Genomic DNA, 24,191 nt, shown 5'->3' on the forward strand with positions numbered 1-24,191 from the left:
GGGAGAGGTCAGCGGGCACGCTCATCGAGTCAAGCCGCTGTATCGAACGCGCGGAACACCTCCTCGACCCACGTGACGAAAGCACGTGCTTTTGCACCGACCATGCGTCCGCTCGGAAAAACTGCCCACAGGTCGATGCCTGGCAATTCCCAGTCAGCGAGCACCTGTTTTACCGCGCCATTCGCAATTTCCGGCGCGAACATCCATTCGGACGCGATTGCGACGCCCATGTCGGCGAGCACTGCTGCGCGCACGCCTTCCGCCGCGTTCACGCGGACGCGCCCGGCGACGACAATCGACGTCTCCGTATTGCCCCGCCTGAACGACCACACGTTTCCGCCGCCGCCTTGCTCATACACAATCGCGTGATGCGATAGCAGATCGGCGGGTACCCGTGGTTCGCCGGCTTTCGCGAACCAGGCTGGCGTGCCGACGACGCAACGCCGGTTGTGACCGACCTTGCGCGCCGTCATGTTCGAGTCGCCGAGCACCCCCATCCGTAACGCTACGTCGATACCGCCTTCCAGCAGATCAATATTCTCATCGTCGAGCACGATGTCGATGTTCAGTTCGGGATGTCGATCGAGAAATGTTGGGAGTCGCGGGACGATATGAAGCCGCGCAAAGGTCACTGCCGCTGAAATCCTGAGACGACCCGAGAGGGCGCCAGCCGATCCCCTTGCCGCAAACTCCGCTTCGTCGGCCTCTTCGATCGCGCGCTTCGCGCGTTCGTAAAACGCGTTCCCCGCCTCAGTCGGCGTCAACCCCCGCGTAGAGCGGAGCAGCAGTCGAACGCCGAGCCGTTCTTCGAGTTGGGCGATAGACTTGGAAACGGCTGGCTGCCCCACGCTCAGCAGCCGCGCCGCAGCCGAAAAGGAACCGGACTCCACCACGCATACAAAGGTTTCCATCGCTGTCAGTCGGTCCACAGTCGTCCCTCCTCGAACGGATGTTTGGGCGTCGCGCTTCGCCCCTGCTCTTCGTCTGATCCGGATCGGAGTCCGCGTACACCACTTCTGCCATCCTCAGAATCTTATCCATTTTAAGCCGCTCGAGTGAGCTTGATCAGTCTTTTGCGGGTCACTAAAATGCTCATTCGTATCACCACAAGGACCACCATGCTTCGTCTGGATTGGCTTAGCCGCCTGCTTGTCATGATGCCCGTCAGAGGTCAGCTTGAAATCCGCTGCTTGTATGGCGCGCCGTGGCGTATTGCTTACGATCGCGCCAATGCCGGCGAGATGCCCTATCACGTCGTGCTCGGCGGGTCAGCGATACTGGAGACCCCGGGCGGCAGTGCGCCACAACGCCTGGTGGCGGGTGATATCTTGCTGTTGTCTCACGGCTCGGAGCACGTCCTTCACGACGGTAGCGGCACAGCGCCCTTGCCGGCCAGCACGCGCGAAAGCTTGAACGTGGAAGTCAGTGAAAACGGTGGAACCGGCGAACGCCTCGATATGCTCTGCGGCCGCTTCGTCCTCACGCCCCCGCACGATCGCTTGATGCGCGACTATTTCCCCGCCACGCTCGTGGTGCGGACATCTGCGCAAGACGATGCAGCAAAGCAGAATGCGACTGCGCTCCAGTTGGCAACCTTGGTCGGTTTGATTCGCGCAGAATCGACCACATTTAACCTGGGCGGCCATGCGATGCTCAACGCCCTGTCGGCAGCGCTTTTCGCGCTGACATTGCGCACGGCCAGCGAGTCGAATGCAGTGCCTTTCGGCCTGTTGGCCCTCGCCGCGAATCCACGCCTTGCGCCCGCGCTGACGGCCATGTTCAATGAGCCTGCGCATCCGTGGACCCTCCCTGAATTGGCGCAGCTTTGCAATATGTCGCGTGCAACACTGGTTCGTCAGTTTCAGGACAAGGTGGGGCGTTCTGCGAGTGATTTGCTGACCGATATCCGGATGACCCTGGCGGCCAACGAATTGAAGAAGCCGTCGACTTCCACCGAAACCGTGGCCGAAGTCGTGGGCTATCAATCCCTCGCGGCCTTCAGACGTGCCTTCACGCAGCGCATGGGCATCACACCGGGGGATTGGCGCCGTTCGGCGCGTGTCCCGGAATGAGAAGGGCCGAAGAACCTTCGGCATTGTCCGGTGCGCGGGACCAGGCCGGTCCCGCGCACCGAGGTTGCTAATTGCGAGCCCCTCCCGGAGCCTCGGCACGCAGTGACAACGAGGCGAGAAGCAGCGTTACGCATGCGGCCAACAGGGCGATGTCCTTCAACAGAAACTGCTCCAGCAACGTCGAGATGATCGGGAAACCGGTCGGGCTAATTTGCGTGATACCCGGCGTGCTGAGAACAAAGGACGTCGTCAGAAGGAAAGTGGCGCTCGCCATCGCCGCTCCTAAAGCGGACACCGCCGGAATCACCGATCCGACGATTAGGGCTGCCGCTGTCGTCAGTTCGATTGTCCCCACAACCCGGGCTTCGCCTCTCACGCCGAACACGCCCAACCAACTCATAAACGGACTGTGTGAGATCAACGGCGCGATGGCGTCGGCCGCATAGGGCGTGAATTTCTGTATCCCGAACCAGATGAAGATGGCCACCATCGACCACCTCAAAAATGCCAGATGCAGATAAGACCCGCTGCTCCTTTCTGCCACTCGGAAATGAATGTTCATGATCTTTCACACTATGTCCGTATAAATTGCGATGTATTCGTCCACGCGGCTCGCCCCACATCCCGCTCGTCGGTTCGTCACGCTTGCCGAATACCTGCAGCGAAAGGAACAGGCGCCACAAAAGAACGCCTGCCCCGTTGCGCACTACTTGACCGGCGGGAAGTCCAGGTCGGTGTCGTTAATGCGGTTGAAGGTGTTCGTGAACACTATCAGTGCGATGCCCAATGAGATCTCCGCAATCTGCACGTCGGTGAAGCCGGCCGCCTTGATCGCCGCGAACTCGTCTGCGCGGATCGTGCCGCTGGTTTGCTGCAGGTTCCGCACAAAGCGCACCAACGCGTCGCGCTTCGCGTCCCCGGTAGGCTGGCCCGCGCGGATCAGCCTGAGCGTCTCTGGTGATAGGCCCGTCATCTTGCCCAGCATCGTGTGTGCAGCCACGCAGTAGTCGCATCCGGTGAGCTCACTGACCAGCACTTTGATCGTTTCCACTTCCTGCTTGCTGAGCGTGCCGGAAGCCAGAACACCTTCGGCATTCAGCACCGCCTTGAGCACTTCGGGCGACAGCGCGCCTAGCGCAACGAACAGGTTCGGGATGCTGCCTGCGGCCTTCTTGACCTGGGCATAGACTTCGGCAGTCGCGCCAGTGGCGGACTCAACTGCGGGTACGGTGATACGACTCATGGTGTTACTCCTTCATCAGGGGGTAGGAGTCTTCACTTTAAGACGAAGGGATGATCCTTATAAGGCCTTAAATACTCGATAAAATGCTCATTCGTATCACTTCTTTCAATTGACCGGGCGAGGCGGACATCGCGCGTATCGCGTGACGTCCGAGGCTCATCCGATGGCAACGATCAGGCTGAAAGCTGCGGAGCGGCCGGGAAGTCGACCGGCACGCGTGTCGTTCCGTGCAGATAGTTGGTCACCGTCTTGTCGCCGATGACGACGATCGCGTCGACCAGATTGGCCTTGGTCCAGCCCGCGGCGAAGAACGCCTCGACCAGCGTCTGATCGGCGTGTCCGCGGTTGATCGCGATGTTTTTCACGAGCCGCGCCAGTGCGTCGAGCTTCGTATCGAAGCTCGCCTTGCCACTACGGATCTCGAGAATCTGCTCGTCGGTGAAACCGCTCATCTTGCCGATGACAGTATGTGCAGCGAGGCAATATTCGCAGCCGTTCACCTGGCTCACGACGAGGTTGACGACTTCGCGGGCCTTGCCGGTGATGCTGCTCTTCGCGTTCTGGAAGGCGAGGTAGTTGCCGAGCGCGTTTTCAGAGTAAGCGAGCGTGGCGTACAGATTGGGCACGCTGCCAAGGCTGCTCTTGAGCTTGTCGAAAATGGCCTGGTTGGCCGGGGACACTTCGTCGCGAGTCGGGACGTTGATGGTGGTCATGCTGGTTCTCCTGGGTTGAAAAAAATCGTGTGATAAAGCGGGTTAGCCGGCGCGTCATTGCGCCGTGTAGCCGCCGTCGACCGCGATGCTCTGCCCGGTGAGGTAGCGCGCCTTGTCGCTGGCGAGGAACACGACGGTTTGCGCGATCTCGTCCGGGGTGGCGGCGCGTCGCGCCGGTATCGTCGCAAGGAAGCTCGCCTTGCCCTCTTCGCTGCCGCCGGCGAAGCGGTCGAGCATCTCGGTAGCCACCGGGCCGGGAGCCACGGCGTTGACGCGCACGCCAGCGGTGGCGCCTTCGAGAGCCGCACTCTTCGTGATGCCTTCGACCGCGTGCTTGCTGGCCGCATAAACCGAAGCGCCCGCAATACCGACCTGGCCCGCGATCGACGAGAGGTTGATGATCGAGCCCGAGCCCTGGGCCAGCATCGCGCGCATCTCGTGCTTGACGGACAGCAGCGTGCCCAGCACGTTGACCGCGAACGTGTCTTCGTAGTTGGCCGCCGACTGCTCGACGATGGGCGCCAGTTGGCCTTCGGTACCGGCATTGTTGACCGCCACATCGATGCGGCCAAAACGCTCGACGGTCTGCTCGACGACGTTGCGGACTTCGGCTTCAAAACGCACGTCGGCGCGCAGGAATTCAGCTTCGGCACCGAGGGCGCGCAGTTCAGCGGCGAGTGTCTGGCCTGCCTCTTCGCGGCGGCCGCTGACGACCACACGGTTTCCTTCGCGGGCGAAAGCGATAGCGGTGGCACGGCCGATTCCGGTCAATGCACCTGTAATGAGGACGACGGGCTGGTTCATGTCAGTGCTCCTTGGGTGGGGTTGTGTTGAATCGCGTTTGCGATGGCTGAACTTTGACTGATTCCAAACGGCTGATATAGACGGTGTATGCTCATATGACTCATTCCCATCAGGCATATATGGAGCGCCAATGGACAAGCTGCAGGCCATGAAGACTTTCGTGCGCGTCGTCGAGGCGGGAAGCTTTTCGGCGGTGGCCCACGAGTCCGACACGACACAGAGCGCGGTGAGCAAACAGGTTGCGGCGCTGGAGCGCGAGCTTGGCGCGAAGTTATTGACACGCACCACGCGGTCGCTCGCGCTGACGGAAGAAGGTGAGCGCTATTTCGACCAGGTACGGCGCCTGGTTGCGGAGATCGCGGAGGCCGAGGGCGCCTTGCAACGTGGCGAGCAGCAATTGACAGGGCGGCTGCGGATCGCGGCGTCGGTGGGCTTCGGGCGCCTCAAGCTCATGCCGATGATTCAGTCGTTTCTGGCCGCGCATCGCGGCGTGAAGATCGACCTGCGTCTTCATGACGGCTTCATCGACCTGGTGGAACAGGGAATCGACGTGGCCGTGCGGATTGGCGACCTGCCGGATAGCAGCCTGATCGCGAGACGCGTGGGGACGACCTACCGGATGCTCGTGGCCCATCGCAGTTACCTGCGTTCACTGCCGAAAGGAACAAAAGCGCCCGCCAATCCTGAAGACCTGTTGCAGCACAACTGCATCGTCTACACAGAGCTGCCCATGCGCAATGACTGGCGTTTTACGGCCGGGTCGGGAGCGTCTGAACCCGCGGGAACGACGCGCGTCGTGCGCGTCGAAGGTAACCTGCAAACCAACAGCAGCGAGGTGATGAGGGCGTCGGTCCTCGCTGGAATGGGCATCGGCTATTCACCGATGTGGCTTTTCGATCAGGAACTCGCGAGCGGCGAGGTGCAGCAGCTCTTGCCGGATTGGGCGCCGCCCGCCATCCCCATCCAGGTGGTGAGCCCTCGTGAGCGTCGGCATTCGGCCAAGGTCAAAGCCTTCTTCGAACACGTCGGCGAGGAGATGGCCCGTAGCTGAAATCTAGCGCAATTCGGCACTCGCCCATTCACGCACAGCCTGCGAAAACAATCTGAGCGCTGCCGGCGGGTGCCGGTTAGCAGGATAGTAAAGGCACAGGCCCGATAAGGAAGGGCTCCAGTCAGGAAGCAGGTGGATCAGCCTGCCCGATGCCAGATGTTCTGTAACGTGGTAATCCGGGACCCACGCAATGCCGATGCCGGCCAGTGCCGCATCGACCATCAGGTTCGTGTTTCCAAGCGTCATCGGCCCGGCGACATCGATGCTGGCGCTGCTGCCGCGATATTCAAGCTCCCAGCGGTAGAGGGCGCCACTGACGAACCGGAAGCGGATGCATCGGTGCTGCGCAAGATCCTGAGGCGTTTTTGGCGGCTCGTGGCGAGAGAGATACGCTGGCGATGCCACTGCGGCAAACCTTAGCTCGGGTCCGAACCTGACAGCGATCATGTCGCGCGGCACGTCTTCAAGGAGACGTATGCCGGCGTCGAAACCATCCGCCACGATATCCACGAGCCGGGTATCCACGACAATTTCAACGTGAATGTCGGGATAAGTGGCCAAAAAGTCTGGGAGAACATGAAGGACCAGCGGTCTGGCCCCAGCCTCGGCCGCGCTGATCCGTATCGACCCGGACGGACGGTTGCCTGCCGACGCCACCTCGTTGATTCCGTCCTCCAGATCCGCGAGAGCGGGACCTACGCGCCGCAGAAGGTGCTCGCCCGCCTCGGTCAGCGCCACCGACCGGGTCGTTCGGTTAAACAGCCGCACATTGAGACTTTCTTCGAGATTTCGTATCGCGTGGCTCAGCGCCGGCGGCGAAACGCCAAGCTCTCGCGCGGCCGCGCGGAAGCTTCGGTGCTCGGCAATAGTGATGAATGCAGTCAGTTCCGAAAGCCCGGCGCGCAGCATAGATGAATTTTCCTTAATACCCCGTGAAATTTTACCTGCATTGTTAATGCATGGCGCAACAAACTAAGATCGAAGATATTCCACGCCGACCGGCATTCCGCGGGCGCTGTCGGTGTCTTCGGCATGTATGAATTGCGTTAGCCGACGGGCCTTCCGCTCGACGGCCGATTGGTGCCTGCAGGTTCAAAGCGGAGAAGGTGTATGGGATCGAATATTGAAGGCAAAGTCATCGTGATTACGGGCGCGAGCAGCGGGCTGGGCGAGGCGACCGCCCGGCATCTGAGCGCACAGGGCGCAAAGGTCGTGCTAGGCGCACGGCGCGCCGAGCGCATTCAGTCGCTCGCCGAAGATATCGTCCGCAATGGCGGCAAGGCAATCGCCGTCGCAACCGACGTCACCCGCCACGAAGACGTTAAAGCACTCGTCGACGCAGCGGTGCAGACCTTCGGACGCATAGACGTCATGATCAACAATGCCGGACTCATGCCGCACTCTCCGCTTGAGCGTCTGAAAATCGACGACTGGAACCAGACGATCGACGTGAATATCAAGGGCGTGCTGTACGGCATCGCTGCTGCTTTGCCGTACATGAAGCAGCAGAAGAGCGGCCAGATCATTAATGTCTCGTCCGTCGCCGGCCGTACAGTCCGGCCCGGCAGCGCCGTCTATGCGGCTACCAAGAGCGCCGTCCTGATGTTGTCCGAAGGGCTGCGACAGGAAGTAAAACCCTACGACATTCGCACGACGGTGATCTCGCCTGGCGCGGTGGCAACGGAACTCCCGAACAGTATCACCGAGCCCGATGTTGCCGGCTTCATCAACAAGTTCTATGAGCAGTACGCGATCCCCGCCGAATCGTTCGCGCGCGCAGTCGCCTTCGCGATCAGTCAACCGCCGGAAGTCGACGTGAACGAAATCCTGTTCCGGCCTACGCGCCAGGAAGGGTAAGTACTTTGAAGGTGTGAAAGCAAGGAGTCGAGCATGCCAGAGAGTTTTCCGGATACAGACAAAGCCCCCCTGCCCGAGCGAGCGAACGAGACGGCACACCGGCCGTCGCGGCGCAACTTCCTGAAGATCGGCGTCGTCAGTGCGACGGCGACGTCATGGCTGCCTCCTGCCGGAGGCGCCACGCGCGATGAGCCGTCCAAGCCCATTGACGATGCCGGGAATCCCTCCGCAGGCGAGCACCGCATCCAGCTCAACGTGAACGGTCAGACGCATACGCTAAATGTGCCGGCCAATGCGATCCTTCTGGATGTGGTGCGCGACCGCCTGCACCTGACGGGCACCAAAAAGGGATGCGATCATGGCCAATGCGGCGCCTGCACGGTGCACGTCAACGGCCGCGCGGTCAATGCGTGCCTGTCGGTGGCGATCCAGCACGAGGGCGACCGCGTCACGACGATCGAGGGCCTCGAGCGCAGCGGCGAACTGCACCCGGTCCAGCAGGCGTTCTGGGAGCACGACGCGTATCAGTGCGGTTATTGCACGTCCGGTCAGATGATGAGCGCAGTGGCGATACTTCGCGATCCGAACATTCCCGCCGACGATGCCAGCGTTCGCGAAGCGATGAGCGGCAACATCTGCCGCTGTGCGGCCTACAGGAACATTCTGGCAGCGATCCAGTCCGCCCGCGCCAGGATGAAGGCGTTGCCTGATGCGTAACTTCGACTATGCACGTGCAGACTCCGCCGCGCAGGCCGTCAGCCGGCATGCCCACGGCGGTCAGACCTCCTATCTGGCCGGCGGCACGACGCTACTGGATCTGGTCAAGCTGGACGTCATGCGTCCGGACCACCTGGTCGATATCAATCGACTGCCGCTCAAGCAGATCGAACCCCTGCCCGATGGCCGTTTGCGGATCGGCGCGCTGGTGACGAACACGGACCTCGCGCGGCATCCGCTGGTGCGCGAGCGCTATCCGGTGCTGTCGCAGGCGATCCTGGCCGGCGCGTCGACCCAGTTGCGCAATAAGGCCACGACGGCCGGCAACGTCATGCAACGCGTACGCTGCAACTACTTCCGTGACGGCCTCTCGCCATGCAACAAGCGCGAGCCAGGCTCGGGGTGCGCGGCGATCGACGGACACAACCGCAGCGTACATGCGGTGCTCGGCACGAGCGATCACTGCATCGCGACGCATCCATCGGACATGTGCGTGGCGATGACGGCGATCGGCGCCCGGATCGCCGTGCAAGGACCGCAGGGATCGCGCGAGATCGACATCGCCGGCTTTCATCTGCTGCCGGGCGATACGCCCTGGAAGGAACACGCGCTGCAACCGCACGAGTTGATCACCCACGTCACGCTGGATGCGCCGCTTGCCGGCAGCAAGTCCGGTTATCTCAAGCTGCGCGATCGCGCGTCGTACCAGTTCGCGCTGGCATCGAGCGCGGTTATCGTCGTACTGGAGGGACGGCGTATCCGCGAGGCGCGTATCGCGATGGGCGGTGTCGGTACCAAGCCGTGGCGCGCCCACGAGGCCGAGGCGTCGCTCGCGGGACAGGTTGCATCGATGGATGCTTACGCACGTGCAGCGAGCATCGCGTTCCGGGATGCTCGTCCGTACGCGCACAACGCGTACAAGGTGCCGCTCGGCCAGCAGGCCATCGTTCGCAATCTGCGCGACCTCACTGCCCAGGATATCTCATGAGCGCCCCGATCATCGGCACCCCGCACAAACGTATCGACGGCCGCCTCAAGGTGAGCGGCAAAGCGCTTTACGCTGCGGATCATCCGGTCGGCGGCATGCTGTGCGCGTATGGCGTCTACAGCACGATCGCCAGCGGTAAAATCCAGGCGATCCACGACGACGAGGCCCGGCGCATGCCCGGCGTCGTGAACGTCCTGCATCACGGCAACATCCTGAAGCTGCATCGGACGCCCGACGCGCCGCTGAATTTCGCCGAAATCCTTTCGTCCGGGAAAGTGGACGAACACCGGCTGCCTTTCGAGGACGACCAGGTCTACTATCCGGGTCAGTTCGTGGCACTCGTCGTGGCGGATACGTTCGAGCATGCGCGCGCGGCGGCGTATCGCGTGAAGGTGGACTACGTTGTGGCCGACGCGGTGAAGAGTCTTGCGCAGGCGCTCGATGCGCACGGCTCGCGTAGCGGTCCGCGCGGGCATTCTCGCGGCAATTCGGAGGCTGGATTCCAGGCGGGCGCGCATCGTCTGGAGCAGACCTATACGACGCCCGTCGAAACGCACAATCCGATGGAGATGCACGCGACGACCGCTTACTGGCAAGCGGGACGGCTGATCGTCTACGAATCGAGTCAGGGCGTGCTCAATCATCGCAATGTGCTTGCCAATGTGTTCGACTTGACCGCGGATCAGGTGGAGGTGCGCGCACCGTTTATCGGCTCCGGTTTCGGCAGCAAGCTCTGGCCGTGGCCGCACTCAATCGCGGCCTGTGCGGCGGCCCGGATGACCGGCCGGCCAGTGCAACTCGTCGTGCCGCGCGCGCAGATGTTTACGACGGTCGGCCACCGGCCCGAAACGATCCAGCACGTGAAGCTCGCGACCGACACCGCCGGCAGACTGGTCGCGATCAGCCACGAGTCGTACAACAGCACCTCGACCGTCGACGACTACACCGAGGCATGTGGCGGCATGACCAGGAGCCTGTACTCGTGTCCAAACGTGCTGGTCACGCATAACCGCAGCGCCGTCAACCGCGGCACGCCTACGTCGATGCGTGCGCCCGGCGCGGCGCCTGGTCTGTTTGCGCTGGAATCGGCCATCGATGAAATGGCGCTCGCCATCGGCATGGACCCGCTGGCCTTCCGTCAGCTCAATCTGTCCACGCTCGATGAAAGCAGCGGGCTGCCGTGGTCGAGTAATCATCTGCCGGAGGCGATGACGCGCGCGGCCGAGCGCTTCGGCTGGCATCGACGCAATCCGGCTGTCGGTTCGATGCGCGAGGGCGACGAGATCATCGGCTACGGGATGGCTGCGTGCAATTGGGAAGCCTACCGCGTGCCGACAGAGGCGCGTGTGACGTTGCGTGCCGACGGCACGGCGCTCGCGCAGTGCGGTTTGCAGGACATCGGGACGGGGACGTATACGATCGTCGCGCAGACCGTTAGCGAGCTGACCGGCCTGCCGCTGGAAAAAGTCGAGGTCGAACTGGGCAGTTCGTCGTTTCCGGCCGGACCAGTGTCGGGCGGATCGTGGGCGACGGCCAGCGCGATGTCGGCGATCGCCGGGGCGACGCGTGAAGCGCTCAAGCACTTGAAGCAATACGCCGTTGCAGAGTCAGGCCCGTTTTCGGGCGTCAAACCGGACTCGCTTGTCGTGGGGCACGGCGCGCTCTCGGACGGTAACAAGCAGGTTTCATTCGCCGGCATCCTGGCGAGCCAGCGTCTCGCCCGCGCGGAAGGCTGGTATCACAGCGAGGCGGCCGACATGTCCCGCTATTCGTTCAGATCGTTCGGCGTGCACTTTGTCGAAGCTCGCTGGGATCCTGGCATTTCCCGGTTGCGCGTGGCACGGGTGGTCAGCGCAATCGACGTCGGCAAGGTGGTCAATCCGTTGGCGGCCCGCAATCAGGTGGAAGGCGGCATTGTGATGGGCATCGGGATGGCGCTGTTCGAGGCGGCCGAATACGATTCGCGCAACGGCCTGCCTGTGAACAACAACTACGCGGAGTACATCGTGCCGGTGCACGCGGACCAGCCGGAGATCGATGTGATCCTGCTCGACTATCCCGACTACCACCTGAGCGAATTCGGTGCACGCGGTATCGGCGAGATCGGTGTGACCGGCCTGGCGGCTGCGGTTGCGAACGCTGTTTATCATGCAACCGGCAAACGGATACGAAATCTTCCAGTCACGCTGGACAAGCTGATGGACGACGTGCCGGCGACATTCGGGGCATTGTGAGCAGCGAGAATCGTCCCGCTCAGCTGACTGCCCCGACCACTACGAAGCAAATACACCTGAAAGATTGACCGCTATATTATGTAAGCTCATCCTCGCTTCCGTAACCACCGACTTCACGCCAATGCCCTCCTCCATCAGGAACTCGCTCGTCTGGATCTTCGAAGCATTCGAGCGCGATTCGACCTACATGCGCAAGAGGATGTTCGGCAGCGATGCCGCATACATCGATGGCCTGTTGTGTCTGGTTGTCGCCGATCGCGACAAGCCGTGGAATGGTTTGCTCGTGTGCACATCGCAAGAACGCCACGCTGCGCTCATTGATGAAATGCCCGCTTTGCAGCCGCATCCCGTGTTGGGCAAATGGCTTTATGTACCGCAAGACGATCCGGCGTTTGAATCCATCGCCGAAAGAATGACGAAGCTCGTCCTCGCGCGCGACTGGCGCGTGGGTGTCGAGCCCAAGCCACGCAACCAAAGACGTAAGGCAAAGTTGGATCTTTTCTAGCACCTGCAGGCACTTCTCCACTCGCTGATCGCCTATCGAAGCTGGCAGTGGGCATGGCAAGCGATTTACCGAAACGCTAGTACGTACCAAAGCGTGCGCACGAAGGCGTTGCCGGCGCGACGAACCCTTGATGGAGGCAGAGCATGGCAAACGATACAGAAGAACGCGGCACCGGCTGGATCGACCAGCCTGATGACGCCAATGTAATCGCCGTCCTCGTCGAGAAGATCAAAGCGCAACAAGCGACGCTCGCAGCCAGTAGCAAGACTCGTCTGGACGGACGCGTCGATCGGGGCCAGCACCAGAAGCAAACGCTTGGCGCCTTCGGCACGCTGCGGATCTTCGACACGATTTCCCCCGCGCTGAAGCAGGGACCCTTCGCGAAACAGGACGCTCTGGCGCCGTCACTTTCCTATCGCGCCGCCTGCCGCTTTTCGAACGGCCAGCCCTGCCCCTTTTCCGACAAGGCCGCCGACGTGCGGGGCGTCGCCATCAAGTTCTTCACCCAGCAGGGCACCGAAACCGATCTCCTCATGACCAACGAGGGTGGCCGCTCGCACGCGAGAAACGCGGTGCAGTTCATGGACTTCGCCGATATCCTCGTCGCCCAGATCGCGAATGGCACGGTTAGCGCACTGGAGGTGGCGTCGATGGAGGTGTTCAGTGGCAAATTGGGACCCATCGAGACGGCCCGTATCGTCGCGATTCTGGCGAAGGAGACGAAGCTGCGCTCAGTCGAAAGTTTGGCGACCGAGCGGTTCTGGGGCTCGGTTGTCAAGCTGGGCGCAGCGGCCATCAAATACTCGCTTCAACCCGACGATGCAGCCGTGCACGGCACAGACGGCGATCGCTACAGCGACAACTACCTACGCGAAGACCTATTGAACCGATTGAAGAAAGGTCCGCTCAAGTGGCAACTCTGCGTGCAGCTCTTCGCTGATGAAGAAAGCACCCCGGTAAACGATGCATCCGTTGCATGGGCGGGGACGCCGATCGCGATCGGCGAGCTGGAGATCCCGTCACCGCCCTCAGCCGATGACGAAGCGTGCATCAACCAGATGGCATTCAACCCGGGCAATGGTTTCGAGCCGCTGGGCATCACGCACGCCCGCAAGGACATCTACGCGGCTAGCGCCGCGAACCGCAAGGACCGCGGCGTACTGTCGAGCGACGACGCGCGTAAGTACCTTGGATCGGTGTGAGGCTGGCGTCGCACTTCCGGGATCGACCCTGAAGAAACCTTTGCCATTCCGACTAGCAGGCGTCAGGTAGCAGGTGCGGAGCAGACGTTCGGAAAACCAGCTTTGACACCTGAAATTGGCCTAACCGACCGTTCGCGTATTGACGATGGCCGCCATCCGCCGCGTTTGCTTCCGTACTTTGCTACCGGGCACCAACCACATCTGGTTCGGAGCCAACCTGCCTGGTTTGTCGCAACCGGCCTAGGAATCGAGGCCTGATCCGTGGCGACGAGACCACGCCACTTACAGTTGATTACAAGTGTTCGGGGTTACCAGCGCGCGCCGTTCGTACAATCGAAGCATTCAGGTGGACTTTGGGAAGGCGAAAATGAAACCAGTGCAATGGATTGCCGCAAGCCTCGTGGCACTTGCGTCCGTGTCAGCCCTTGCGGCAGCGGGTGGCAATGGAGGCGGAAACGGTGGAAGCGGCGGAGCGGGAAGCAGCGGGGGGGCCGGACACGGTGGTCTGGGCGGCAACGCGGGCGGCTTGTCCGCCGGCCACATGAGCAGCAAGGGAGTCAGCAATACCAACGGCTTTAGCTCAGCCGACCGCGATGCCGGCCTTGCCCGCGCGGCGGATCGATCGGACACGCAGGCGGACCGCGCCGACGCGCAAACGAGCAGTCGGAGTCTTCACGCGGCTCACACAGATCATGCGCGTTCACACTCGCATGCGCGGGTGAGCGCGAAGCCTCACCACAGCCAGCACATCGCAATCAGCCATTCGACTTGATGAAACACAGAGGGCGCCCGCGGGCGCCCTCTGTGTTCCATCTTTCTTCTCGTCAGCAATTCCCCTTCTTCGCCTGTCCCGGCGGACAGAAACCGTTGCCCGGACCACCTTGTGGCCCGCCTTGCGGCACGACAAGCATGCCCGGCGAATCAGGCACATACAGCGCACAACCGCCCAACAGGGCGGCACCTGCCGTCAGAAGACAGAAGATTTTTTTCATGGGGTTCCCCGAGGAAGGGCTTGCGCCCTTCCTTCTTCATCGCGTAGTGATCCTTAGAAACTGAAGTTGACGTTGGCCTGATCGGTTGTCGATACATTGACCGCGGACGACTGGGTCGCTCCGCTCGCGCTATCGGCTTCTGCGGTGTACTGTCCAGCGACGCTTGCGACCGGGGCCAGCGCGACCGGCAGGCTCCCCGAATAAGTGCCGATCAGTGGTGCGGCGGCTGGCAGGTTCATCGCGTAGGCACCGCTATCCAGATTGGCGTTCGCGCTGGTGATTTCGTAGTTGAGGCCGCTAATCGATTGCAGTGCCCGTACGATGGCTTGCGCGCTGACCGGCAGAACTGTCCCGCTTGCGACGTGCATGACGGATGCCGGCAGCACGATCGGTGCCGACGACGTGGCCACGACCGTCGACGTATTCACAACGACCGGCACGGAGCGCACGATACCCGTCGCAACGTTATTCTGCACGATGACGACATCATAGTTGCCGTTGGTCGAACTCTGCTCGAGCGGTGTTAGCACGAACTGTCCGTTGCTGTCGGCAACGGTGCCCTTGATGACGTGGCCGTTCTGCTCCGCATAAACGCCGGCCCCCGCTTCGGCCGGCGCGACGTAGCCGGAGATCGTGCCGCTCACGACCGTCGGCGTCGCGGTCACGACCGGCTTCAGACTGTACGAGCCGTTACCTTTCTGGACGATCGATTTGCACGCGTTGAAGTCGAGTACGAGATCGACCAGCGTGTTGGTTTGAACCGTGAACGGCCGGATGATCTTGTAGCCGCTTTGCGCGGCGCTTGGCGTGTCGAGCGGCTGCTCGCTGCCGCCGGTCGGAACAATCGAATTCGCCAGCGTACTGCCCTGATTCTGCGCGAGCACCAGACGAACCTGCTGATACTGGCCGGCGGGCAATGCGGTTTGTCCAAGGTCGGCCAGCACGCCGTTGGTCAGCGACAGCAGATCGATCTTCTGCGGACTCGACAATGCCACGTCAGTCCAGCCGCCGTCGGTGTCACCGGCCTGCGCGTTCGTGTTGACACGAACCTTGCTGACCGTCACATAGACATGGTCGAAACCGCACGACGGTGAGTCTGTCATCTGGACATGGAGCGTGCCGGTGGCGGTGCTGCCGCCATCACCACCGCCGCCTCCACATCCGGCAAGCACGAGTGGAAACGCCAGCACGCACGTCAGCGTTTTAAGTACCGTGTTCATGGGGAATCCTCCTGTATTGTTGTGTGCTGAAGGATACGGAAACGCTCTGTAAGTAGATCGAGCAAATTGCAACAACCAGTAACCGAAATTTTTAACATTTTCTGTCATGCCGGGAGAAATTCTGCATGTCAGTTTGCATGTGATGCAGCATGGATTATTGGGACGACGGGCTCCCGGCTTTAGCAAAGCGACTGATAACCGACCCAATTGTTAATCTGCGGCATTTGGACTAGGGTTGTAGTAGCTCTTCGTTACATAACAAGAACGAACGTTGTGAGGGAAAGCATGGCCACGTTATTCGACCTCGAAATCGCACATCTTGCGCGGGTGATGGGCGCATCAATGATCGGGGACCTCGCGGGACCGATTCTGCCGGGCGCCTACTGGCGCGGGCGGCTTCATCAACTGCTCGATGCACAGCACCTGACCAATGCGCAATTGCGCTCGCTGGACAGCCTGCTGCGGCAACTGGATGAACTCGAAGCCCAGGTCTCGAATGGTATCGCCCCCCGGGCGGCAGTCAGCACGGGCTAATGGGCCTGATTATCTGAATGGAGAAGTGCGGAGATTTACAAAGGCATTGTTGCCGGCGCATGGTTCCAATTGCCGAATCGCAGTCAGGCGCATAGAACTTTTGATCGTCCGCTACTGGACTCACGGGGAGCCAGAAGCCAATGGAGGCATCGCATCGTACTCGCCGGCAACGCGCACGAGGACGCCATCAAGATTTTATGCGCCGATTGGCTGCGACCACTAATATACAGACCTGACCGGATTTAACCCGTTTGTCCGTTTCATTGCCTCCCCAAACCCCAATGCTGCGAATCTGACAGGAGATAAGTCATGAAGAAATCCCGCATACTTCTCGCGTCGCTGATGGTCACGGGTATGCTGGCATCGTCACTCGCTATCGCGCAACCGCCGCACGACAACCCTGGTAAAGGCAATCACGGTCAAGGATCAAAGGGGCACGGCCCGAAACAGGTTCCACCGGGACACGACCCCGAGGGTCCGGGCAACTCGGCGAACGCGCCCGGACACTGGCGCAAGGGTGATCGTTTGCCTCCCGAATACCGCGATCGACAGTATGTGATCGATGACTGGCGCGCCTACCGGCTTGCTCCGCCTCCGCGCGGCTATTCCTGGGTCGGCGTCGGCGGCGACTATCTGATGGTGCAGGTCTCTTCTGGGCTGATTCTGCGAGTCGGGCCGTAGTCCAGAATATCTGACAGTTGCATCGGTGCCGGTCATGGCGCACCGCGAGCGTGGCGATGGGGCGTCGTCCGCTCGCTGCACGACATGCCGGCGACCAGATGGGAGCTGGCGAAAATTCAAAGTTGGACTCCTAACGACAAGTTGGTCCGTTCCAAAGCGGCTGTTACTCGCTCCATAGACTGTCTGCTCGCCCAGCTTCCTGCTCGTGATCGGCATGACACTGATCGTGGAAGGCTTCGGCTCACACGTGCCGAAGGCTTACATCTATGCGGCCATGGTGTTCTCTGCATTTGTCGAGGCTTTGAACATGCTCGCGCGCCAGGCGAAATCCAGGCGGGTGGCCAGCCATTCGGGATGAGGTACGTTTCCTTCCCTGATCCCCAGGAAAGACACCGCGCACAGGACCCGACAACCAGAATCGTTTTTTCCGTGGAGCAAACATGCCGACGGTGCAGAATATCAGGCTCAACCAGAGAGCACAGAGGGGAAGGACAGCACAATGCCCAAGCACAACCCTGCGCTTCAGCGTAGCCAGAAAGCCCCCATGACACCGCGGCGCCGGCGGCTGCTCATCATTGGCGCGATAGTGTTGCTAGCGGCAATAGGCTGGGCAACGGCGACCGTACTCAAGCCCGCCATCCAGCGCACGATCGTCATCACGACCGGGGCGGACAAGGGCATCTATCGCGGCTTTGCCGATCGCTACGCCCCCGTCCTCAAGCGCGACGGCATCACGCTTGATATTCGCAGTTCGTCCGGGTCGATTGAAAATTATCAGCGGCTGGCGAATCCGGACAGCGAATACGAAGTGGGCTTTATCCAGTCAGGCACCACCAGTCCAAAAGAAACTGACCACCTGCAAACCATCGCAGCCGTTTCATATGAACCGATCTGGGTGTTTTATCGCGGCGAAGCGACCGTCAACCGGCTGGCGCAACTGCGCGGCAAGAGGATTGCGACAGGTGTTCCCGGCAGCGGCCTGCTTAACGTCGCCCAGGTGCTGCTCGACTATAGTGGCGTCACCGGCGAGAACACCACGCTGCTGCAAATGGATGCGGTCAAGGCCTATCAAGGCCTCGAAAATGGCCAACTGGATGCAGCTTTCTTTATCGGCAGACCCGATGCTGCGATGCAGACAACGCTGCTGAACAGCAATCTAAAGCTGATGAGCTTTGCCCAGGCCGATGCCCTGGTGCAAAAATTCCCGTCTCTCTCCAAGATTATTTTTCCACGCGCCTCGACCAGCATCGTCAACGATCTTCCACAGGCCGATGTCACCCTGCTGGCCGCCACGGCTCTGCTCGTGGCCAAAGACACCATGCACCCCGCCCTGGTCTACCTGCTGCTGGACGCGGCCAAAACCGTCCATGGCGGCGAAGATTACTTCACGCCGCTCGGCACGTTTCCGAACCTGAACTCCGAGGAATTTCCCCTCTCCGACGAAAGCACGCGTTACTTCAAATCCGGCCGTCCCTTCCTGCAGCGCTACCTGCCATTCTGGCTGGCCAGCTTTATCGAAAGACGCCTGCTGATCCTGCTTCCCTTCATGGCCTTACTGCTAGGCTTGCTACAGGCATTGCCGCGCATGGCGGAGGCGCGGATAAAAGGCCGGCTCGTGATCTGGTATCGCGAACTCAAATCGCTGGAAGATGAAATATGGAGAAACAGGCAACCAACCCCGGACCAGATTGCACAGTGGCGCGATGAAATCGAGAACATTGATGCGCATGCCAGCCAGATACGGATTCCTCAGCGTTATCTTCAAGATGTTTACGCCCTGAAACAGGCGATTAGCGTCGTACGAGACCGGATTCTTCAAGCGACTGGGAGGGTGAAGGAATAGCTGCGGCGGCGATGAAAATGTCCGGCGCTCGCTCGAGCGCAACCCGTCGTTCGCATCTCGCGAAAGCGGATGTCCGTTAGCCAGCCGGGGGGATAACGAGGACTTGTGGATCCCATCTAACAAGATCAAGATTGTGTTGACCGAGGATGCTCACGCTTCGGTTCAGGATTCAGGCGTTTGACCGGTTCGACGTGAAAAAATCAGGGAGAACCCCTATGAAAACCCCGGGTCGTATCCGCGCCGTCAGTCGTCGCACCTTGCTCAAGGGGGCCGCTGCTGCCGCAGCGTTGCAACTCGCCTCACCGTTCATCATCAAGGCACGTGGCGAGACACCGCTGCGCATCGGCATGGTCGATCCGTTGACCGGTGTTTATGCTGCGGTTGCACAGAATGAAGTGACGGGCGCCAGGCTCGCCGTGCAACAGATCAATGCCAACGGCGGCATTCTTGGGCGCCCCATCGAGCTGCTGGTAGAAGACTCGGCGAACGACGTCGGCACCGGCGTGCAGAAGGCGCGCAAGCTGATCGATCGTGATCAGGTCACGTTTCTGATCGGGGACGTGAATTCCGGCATCGCTCAGGCAATCGCCCAGGTCACCAACGAGAAGAAGGTGTTGCATATCGTCTCGGGCGGCCACACCGACACGATCACAGGCAGCGATTGCAAGTGGAACGTATTTCGCGTCTGCAATACGACCAGCATGGAGGCCAACGCGGTCGCCGACCTCCTCTTCACCAAGTACGGCAAGAAGTGGCATTTCATTACGCCGGACTACGCGTTCGGCCATACGCTGCAGAAGGCCGCGCTGGCGGATCTGCAAAAGCTCGGCGGCACGATGACCGGCAACGAGCTCACGCCGCTCGGTACGACCGATTTCTCCGCGTACCTGATCAAGGCGCGCGCGGCCAACCCCGATGTTCTGCTGGTGCTGCCGCAAGGTTCCGACATGGTCAACTGCCTGAAGCAGGTCGCGCAGTTCGGTATCGGAAAGCAGATCCACGTTGCCGGGCTTCAGCAGGAACTCGAATCGCTCGAGGCGATGCCGCCGGAGGCGCGCGTCGGCATCTGGATGTTCGAATGGTACTGGAAGCAGCCGGGTGTCCCGGGCGTCGAGAAGTTCGTCGCCGAGATCCGCAAGATGAACGGCGGCAAAGTCCCCACCGCACGCCACTGGTTCGGCTACACGTCGGTTCATACGCTCGCGTCGGTCGCCAACAAGGAAAAGAGCCTCGATGCGAAAAAGCTCGCCGAGGCGCTCGGCGGGTTCGAACTCGCGGACGACGTCAAGCTGCAGCCCAACAAGTGCTATTACCGCAAGGGAGACCACCAGCTGATGACCTCGTCGTTCGTCGGCGAGGCGCTGTCCCAGCCGGCGGGCGACCCGGAGGATCTGTTCCGTGTCGAACGCGTGGTCGCCGGCGACAAGACTGCGCCGCCCGAGGCTGCGACCGGCTGCAAGCTGCAGTGGCCGGCCTGATCCCGAAGACGATGTCCGCGCGGTAGTGCCGGCAGCCGTTGCCGTGAACCTGACATGCATGCGTGGCAACACAGCGACCCAGGCTGCCCGACGCGGCTCGTGCACGGGTTGCGTCCGGACATGAGCGGCCGATGACTCAACTACTCCTCTTCAACGTCACCAACGGGCTGATCATCGGTGCGTTTTACGTGCTGATGGCGCTTGGCCTGTCGCTCATTCTCAACTTGAGCAACGTGATCAACTTCGCCCATGGCGGCTTTCTCGTGATCGGCGGTTACATTGCCTATACGATCACGCCGTATGTCGGGTTCTGGGGTGCATTGCTGATCGCGCCGATATGCACGGCCGTCATCGGTCTCGCCGTCGAGCGGATACTCATCCGCCGGGTCTACGGGCGCGATCCGCTCTACAGCCTGCTGCTGACGTTCGGCCTCGCCTTCATGATCGAAGACGGCACCCGCTTCATCTGGGGTGCGCAGGGCAAGCCCGTGACCATTCCGCCCGCGCTGGCTCAGCCCTTGAGCAACGAGCTCTTCTTTATCACCGGCTACCGCCTGTTCATGGTCTGCACTGTGACCATCGCGGTTGCACTGCTCTTCATGCTGTTGCGCTACAGTCGGCTTGGCATACGCATCCGGGCCGGCACGCTCGACCTCGAGACCGTCGCGGCGCTCGGCATCAACGTGGGCAGGCTGCGCGCGCTCAATTTCGCCGTCGGCATCTTTCTCGCCGGCCTGAGCGGCGTGCTCGCCGCGGGCCAGCTCGGGCTGGAGCCGACGATGGGAACCGGCCTCCTGATGCCGAGCTTCATCGCCATCATCGTCGGCGGGGTTGGCAGCCTCACCGGTACGCTGCTCGGCGGCTTGCTGATCGGCGTCGCCTCGGGCATCACCGCGGTGTTCCTGCCCGCGGCGAGCGAGGCCATCATGTACGTGTTGATGGCTGTGGTTTTGCTGATCCGGCCGCGCGGCCTGCTCGGCGAAGAAGGCATGATGACATGAGCGACTACCGCCACCCTCCCCGGCTGGCCGTCATCGCAGCACTCTGGGCAGTGCTCTTGCTGGCGCCCTACTGGATGCCGCTGCTCGGCGGCTACACCGCGCTCGGCACGCGCGTGCTCGTGCTCGGACTGGCCGCCATGTCGGTGAACTTCCTGCTCGGCTTCACCGGTGTGCTGTCTTTCGGACACGCGGCCTATTTCGGGCTCGGCGCCTATGGCGCAGGCTTCGCGCTGAAGTTTCTCGCGCCGAGCACACCGCTCGCGCTGCTGTGCGGCACGCTGCTCGGCGGCATTGCCGGCACACTGCTGGGCGCGCTCATCGCGCGGCGACGCGGCGTCTACTTCGCGATGGTCACCATTGCCTTCGGGCAGGTCTTCTACTACATCGCCTTCCAATGGAGCTCTGTCACCGGCGGCGATGACGGGTTGCGCGGCTTTTCGCGCCAGCCGCTCGATCTCGGCGTCGCCCGGATCGACATCCTGTCGAACGCCAGCGCGTTCTACTACTTCGTGCTGTTTTGCCTTGCGCTGGCGATCGGCCTGATGGGCTTCATCCTGCGCTCCCCGTTCGGGCGCACCATGATCGCAATCCGCGAAAATGAGCGGCGTGCGCGCTTTCTCGGCATCCCCGTCGATCGGCATATCTGGTTCGCCTTCACGCTGTCCTGCTTCTTCATGGGGTTCGCAGGTGCGCTCTATGCACTGCTGAACAACTTCGCCGATCCGCGCGGGCTGCACTACAGCCAGTCCGGCGATTTCGTGATGATGGCGGTGATGGGCGGCATGCGCAGCTTGTGGGGGCCGCTGCTCGGCGCCGCGGTATTCGTCGTGCTGCAGGATTATCTTTCGAGCATCACGGTCAATTGGATGTCGTTCGTCGGCATGCTGTTCGTCGCGATCGTGCTGTTTTTCCCGCGCGGGCTGCTCGGCTTCATTCGGCGCAGGAGCGACTCGTGAGCGTGCTCGAAGTCAGGCGCGTCAGCAAACGCTTCGGCAGCCTGGCCGCTGTGCGCGACGTATCGCTCACCGTCGAAAAGGGCGAGCTGCGCGCTGTCATCGGGCCAAACGGCGCAGGCAAAACCACCTTTTTCAATCTCATCAGCGGCTTTTTCCCGCCGAGCACGGGAACGATCGTGTTCGACGGAGTCGACATCACGGCGCTTCCTGCGTATCGGCGCGTCGCGGCCGGCATCGCCCGCACGTTCCAGATCACCGAGATTTTTCCCGAACTGACGGTATTCGAGAACGTGCGCATCAGTGCGGAAGTGACGGAGGGTTTTCGCCTGCGCCCGTGGATCAGCAGCAACGAACGGACGCGGGTGCGTCGTCACGTCGAGGAGACGCTCGAGCTCACGGGTCTTGCCGGTAAATCGCACCGGCTGGTCGGCGAGCTGCCGCACGGCGACCAGCGGGTTGCCGAGATCGCGATGGCGCTGGCGCTGCGGCCGCGTCTGCTGCTGCTCGACGAGCCCACCGCCGGCATGGGCGATCAGGAGACTCACGAGATTACGCAGCTCGTGCGCCACCTGCACAGCGAGAGCAATTTCACCATCGTGCTGATCGAGCACGACATGCGCGTGGTCTTCCATCTCGCCGATCGAATCACGGTGCTCGACCAGGGCAGCCTCCTCGCCGAAGGCTCGCCAGCGGAGATCGCCTCCAACGAGGCCGTGCAGGCCGCCTATCTGGGTAACGCAGCATGAGCGCCGCCCTCACCGCCGATGGACTCCATACCTACTACGGCAAGAGTCATATCCTGCATGGCGTGAGCCTGGAGGTCGCGGAGGGCCGGATCACGGCATTGCTCGGTCGCAATGGCGCCGGCAAGACCACGACCTTGCGTACCCTCGTAGGTTTGACGCCCGCGCGCCAGGGGCGCGTGACGATCTTCGGGGTGGACACTACGCGCTGGCCGACCTTCCAGATCGCCGCGAGCGGCGTCGGCTACGTGCCCGAGGGGCGAAGAATCTTCGCCAATCTCAGTGTCGAGGAAAATCTGAAGGTCCCGCTGGAGCGCGGCGGACCGTGGACGATCGCGCGGATCTACGCGCTGTTTCCACGCCTGGCCGAGCGCAAGTTCAGCCGCGGGCGCCAGCTCTCCGGCGGCGAACAGGAGATGCTGTCGATTGCCCGCGCACTCCTGCTCAATCCCCGGCTGCTCATTCTCGATGAGCCATCGCAAGGCCTGGCCCCGCTGATCGTTCGGGAGGTATTTCGAGTCGTGTCGCAGATGCGCGATGAGGGGATTTCGGTACTGCTGGTGGAGCAGAACGCGCGCATGAGTCTCGAGATCGCCGACTATGCTTACGTGCTGGACGATGGCGGCATCGTCTATTCGGGAAATGCGCCCGAGCTTGCCGCCGATGAAAGCCGGGTACGAGCCCTAACCGGCGCCAGTGCGGAGCAGTGAATTTCCTTGTAGCCGGCTTACCCTTCCCGGTAGCACCGCGGCAGAGTCTGCTCGTTGTAGGGATGCAATGGGCACCGCCCCCGGATCCGCTCGCTCCCGATACCGATTGAAAATCATCTAGCGGGCCTCCTGCCGCTTCCCGAAGGTCCGGCGTTGCGCTTGGAGCAGACCGTCGCGCCTCGGTAACAGATCGCCGTTCGTCGCCTCTTTTCTTTCTGCCAACACGGGGATTGGCAGAAAGCATACATAACGCAGCCCTGGTACTTGAGCGTCGCGGCTATTTGAGCGCAATCACATCCGCCACCAGCAGCGCCGGATCTTGACGATGCGGCGAACCGTGGCCGACGCGGTCAGCACGTGCAGCGGCCTGGCCGCGCCCAACACCGCGGTGCCGTTCGTGACGACGCCGACGAGGTTGCTGCGCGCGGTGAAACGCGCGGCGTTCAGCGGGTTTTCGACGATTTCCTCGCACGCGAACGCGACGCCCGGCGAGTACGCCAACGCGAGGTCGCGCTGGTTGATCATCTGCTTGGTCGGGGCGATCGCGATCTTCCCAGGGGTCGGGAACTCGTAATAATCGAGAGCGGCTTCGCGGAAGCTCGTTGTGTCGGATTGCCTGGTCATGGCTGCGGTGCGCGGGATGAAAT

General features: G+C 61.7%; 25 protein-coding genes and 2 pseudogenes. 18 read left to right on the forward strand and 9 right to left on the reverse strand.

Annotation, left to right across the window (positions count from 1 at the left end; genetic code table 11):
- Nucleotides 1-29 precede the first annotated feature (29 nt).
- A complete protein-coding gene (locus AC3WOG_RS34105) occupies nt 30-929 on the reverse strand; it encodes a LysR family transcriptional regulator (protein ID WP_492582124.1) in 900 nt (299 codons plus the stop codon).
- A gap of 189 nt (nt 930-1,118) precedes the next feature.
- Here AC3WOG_RS34105 and AC3WOG_RS34110 point away from each other — a divergent pair, with 189 nt between their 5' ends.
- On the forward strand, nt 1,119-2,072 hold the full coding sequence (locus AC3WOG_RS34110; protein ID WP_492582547.1) for an AraC family transcriptional regulator: 954 nt from the start codon (nt 1,119-1,121) through the stop codon (nt 2,070-2,072).
- 67 nt (nt 2,073-2,139) lie between these two features.
- Here the strand turns inward: AC3WOG_RS34110 and AC3WOG_RS34115 are convergent, their stop codons facing one another.
- From AC3WOG_RS34115 to AC3WOG_RS34130, 4 genes are all read right to left on the reverse strand, one after another.
- Nucleotides 2,140-2,634 (reverse strand): DUF417 family protein, encoded by a 495-nt coding sequence (locus tag AC3WOG_RS34115; protein ID WP_492582125.1) that lies wholly within the window; start codon nt 2,632-2,634, stop codon nt 2,140-2,142.
- Between the two features lie 144 nt (nt 2,635-2,778).
- Nucleotides 2,779-3,315 carry a carboxymuconolactone decarboxylase family protein gene (locus AC3WOG_RS34120; protein WP_492582126.1) on the reverse strand — a complete coding sequence of 179 codons (537 nt, stop codon included), beginning with the start codon at nt 3,313-3,315 and terminating at the stop codon, nt 2,779-2,781.
- A gap of 173 nt (nt 3,316-3,488) precedes the next feature.
- Nucleotides 3,489-4,028 (reverse strand): carboxymuconolactone decarboxylase family protein, encoded by a 540-nt coding sequence (locus AC3WOG_RS34125; protein WP_492582127.1) that lies wholly within the window; start codon nt 4,026-4,028, stop codon nt 3,489-3,491.
- A 54-nt stretch (nt 4,029-4,082) separates the two neighbouring features.
- Nucleotides 4,083-4,832, reverse strand: coding sequence for an SDR family NAD(P)-dependent oxidoreductase (locus tag AC3WOG_RS34130; protein ID WP_492582128.1), 750 nt, complete (start codon nt 4,830-4,832; stop codon nt 4,083-4,085).
- 130 nt (nt 4,833-4,962) lie between these two features.
- On the opposite strand from AC3WOG_RS34130, the gene AC3WOG_RS34135 reads away from it, so the two are divergent.
- Nucleotides 4,963-5,883 carry a LysR family transcriptional regulator gene (locus AC3WOG_RS34135; RefSeq protein WP_492582129.1) on the forward strand — a complete coding sequence of 307 codons (921 nt, stop codon included), beginning with the start codon at nt 4,963-4,965 and terminating at the stop codon, nt 5,881-5,883.
- 3 nt (nt 5,884-5,886) lie between these two features.
- On the opposite strand, the gene AC3WOG_RS34140 is transcribed toward AC3WOG_RS34135, so the two are convergent.
- Nucleotides 5,887-6,792, reverse strand: coding sequence for a LysR family transcriptional regulator (locus tag AC3WOG_RS34140; protein ID WP_492582130.1), 906 nt, complete (start codon nt 6,790-6,792; stop codon nt 5,887-5,889).
- A gap of 201 nt (nt 6,793-6,993) precedes the next feature.
- Here AC3WOG_RS34140 and AC3WOG_RS34145 point away from each other — a divergent pair, with 201 nt between their 5' ends.
- The 7 genes from AC3WOG_RS34145 to AC3WOG_RS34175 all read left to right on the forward strand — a co-directional run bounded on the left by AC3WOG_RS34145 (nt 6,994) and on the right by AC3WOG_RS34175 (nt 14,158).
- Nucleotides 6,994-7,740, forward strand: a complete 747-nt coding sequence (locus AC3WOG_RS34145) for an SDR family oxidoreductase (protein ID WP_492582131.1) — start codon at nt 6,994-6,996, stop codon at nt 7,738-7,740.
- Between the two features lie 33 nt (nt 7,741-7,773).
- Nucleotides 7,774-8,457, forward strand: coding sequence for a (2Fe-2S)-binding protein (locus AC3WOG_RS34150; RefSeq protein ID WP_492582132.1), 684 nt, complete (start codon nt 7,774-7,776; stop codon nt 8,455-8,457).
- A complete protein-coding gene (locus AC3WOG_RS34155) occupies nt 8,450-9,445 on the forward strand; it encodes an FAD binding domain-containing protein (protein WP_492582133.1) in 996 nt (331 codons plus the stop codon). Before AC3WOG_RS34150 ends, AC3WOG_RS34155 begins: the two co-directional genes overlap by 8 nt.
- Nucleotides 9,442-11,679 (forward strand): xanthine dehydrogenase family protein molybdopterin-binding subunit, encoded by a 2,238-nt coding sequence (locus AC3WOG_RS34160; RefSeq protein WP_492582134.1) that lies wholly within the window; start codon nt 9,442-9,444, stop codon nt 11,677-11,679. Before AC3WOG_RS34155 ends, AC3WOG_RS34160 begins: the two co-directional genes overlap by 4 nt.
- A 121-nt stretch (nt 11,680-11,800) precedes the next feature.
- The gene (locus AC3WOG_RS34165; RefSeq protein WP_492582135.1) at nt 11,801-12,184 is read left to right on the forward strand and encodes a hypothetical protein; all 384 of its coding nucleotides are present in this window, start codon (nt 11,801-11,803) and stop codon (nt 12,182-12,184) included.
- Nucleotides 12,185-12,327: 143 nt separating this feature from the next.
- Nucleotides 12,328-13,386, forward strand: a complete 1,059-nt coding sequence (locus AC3WOG_RS34170; RefSeq protein ID WP_492582136.1) for a catalase family protein — start codon at nt 12,328-12,330, stop codon at nt 13,384-13,386.
- Between the two features lie 367 nt (nt 13,387-13,753).
- A complete protein-coding gene (locus tag AC3WOG_RS34175; RefSeq protein ID WP_492582137.1) occupies nt 13,754-14,158 on the forward strand; it encodes a hypothetical protein in 405 nt (134 codons plus the stop codon).
- Nucleotides 14,159-14,210: 52 nt separating this feature from the next.
- Here the strand turns inward: AC3WOG_RS34175 and AC3WOG_RS34180 are convergent, their stop codons facing one another.
- Together AC3WOG_RS34180 and AC3WOG_RS34185 are read right to left on the reverse strand one after the other, a co-directional pair.
- The gene (locus AC3WOG_RS34180) at nt 14,211-14,378 is read right to left on the reverse strand and encodes a hypothetical protein (RefSeq protein WP_492582138.1); all 168 of its coding nucleotides are present in this window, start codon (nt 14,376-14,378) and stop codon (nt 14,211-14,213) included.
- A 53-nt stretch (nt 14,379-14,431) separates the two neighbouring features.
- Nucleotides 14,432-15,598: a DUF4382 domain-containing protein gene (locus AC3WOG_RS34185; RefSeq protein ID WP_492582139.1), complete on the reverse strand. Its 1,167-nt coding sequence runs from the start codon at nt 15,596-15,598 to the stop codon at nt 14,432-14,434.
- Nucleotides 15,599-15,883: 285 nt separating this feature from the next.
- Between AC3WOG_RS34185 and AC3WOG_RS34190 the strand changes: the two genes are divergently transcribed.
- The 9 genes and pseudogenes from AC3WOG_RS34190 to AC3WOG_RS34230 all read left to right on the forward strand — a co-directional run bounded on the left by AC3WOG_RS34190 (nt 15,884) and on the right by AC3WOG_RS34230 (nt 23,544).
- On the forward strand, nt 15,884-16,132 hold the full coding sequence (locus tag AC3WOG_RS34190) for a hypothetical protein (RefSeq protein ID WP_492582140.1): 249 nt from the start codon (nt 15,884-15,886) through the stop codon (nt 16,130-16,132).
- Between the two features lie 309 nt (nt 16,133-16,441).
- The gene (locus tag AC3WOG_RS34195) at nt 16,442-16,813 is read left to right on the forward strand and encodes an RcnB family protein (protein WP_492582141.1); all 372 of its coding nucleotides are present in this window, start codon (nt 16,442-16,444) and stop codon (nt 16,811-16,813) included.
- A gap of 193 nt (nt 16,814-17,006) precedes the next feature.
- A pseudogene (locus tag AC3WOG_RS34200) lies at nt 17,007-17,171 on the forward strand (TerC family protein); the annotation flags it as partial.
- Nucleotides 17,172-17,312: 141 nt separating this feature from the next.
- Complete coding sequence (locus AC3WOG_RS34205; protein ID WP_492582142.1) at nt 17,313-18,656, forward strand: TAXI family TRAP transporter solute-binding subunit; 1,344 nt, start codon at nt 17,313-17,315, stop codon at nt 18,654-18,656.
- Between the two features lie 215 nt (nt 18,657-18,871).
- A complete protein-coding gene (locus tag AC3WOG_RS34210; RefSeq protein WP_492582143.1) occupies nt 18,872-20,134 on the forward strand; it encodes an ABC transporter substrate-binding protein in 1,263 nt (420 codons plus the stop codon).
- A gap of 131 nt (nt 20,135-20,265) precedes the next feature.
- Nucleotides 20,266-21,135 (forward strand): branched-chain amino acid ABC transporter permease, encoded by an 870-nt coding sequence (locus AC3WOG_RS34215; RefSeq protein ID WP_492582548.1) that lies wholly within the window; start codon nt 20,266-20,268, stop codon nt 21,133-21,135.
- On the forward strand, nt 21,132-22,091 hold the full coding sequence (locus AC3WOG_RS34220; protein WP_492582144.1) for a branched-chain amino acid ABC transporter permease: 960 nt from the start codon (nt 21,132-21,134) through the stop codon (nt 22,089-22,091). The genes AC3WOG_RS34215 and AC3WOG_RS34220 overlap by 4 nt, the downstream gene beginning before the upstream one ends.
- Nucleotides 22,088-22,837 (forward strand): ABC transporter ATP-binding protein, encoded by a 750-nt coding sequence (locus AC3WOG_RS34225; RefSeq protein WP_492582145.1) that lies wholly within the window; start codon nt 22,088-22,090, stop codon nt 22,835-22,837. Before AC3WOG_RS34220 ends, AC3WOG_RS34225 begins: the two co-directional genes overlap by 4 nt.
- Nucleotides 22,834-23,544, forward strand: coding sequence for an ABC transporter ATP-binding protein (locus tag AC3WOG_RS34230; RefSeq protein ID WP_492582146.1), 711 nt, complete (start codon nt 22,834-22,836; stop codon nt 23,542-23,544). The genes AC3WOG_RS34225 and AC3WOG_RS34230 overlap by 4 nt, the downstream gene beginning before the upstream one ends.
- Before the next feature lie 375 nt (nt 23,545-23,919).
- Here the strand turns inward: AC3WOG_RS34230 and AC3WOG_RS34235 are convergent.
- Nucleotides 23,920-24,168 (reverse strand): annotated as a pseudogene (locus AC3WOG_RS34235) (NADP-dependent malic enzyme); the annotation flags it as partial.
- Nucleotides 24,169-24,191 lie beyond the last annotated feature (23 nt).

The sequence above is a fragment of the Paraburkholderia sp. FW306-02-B genome (assembly GCF_058782725.1).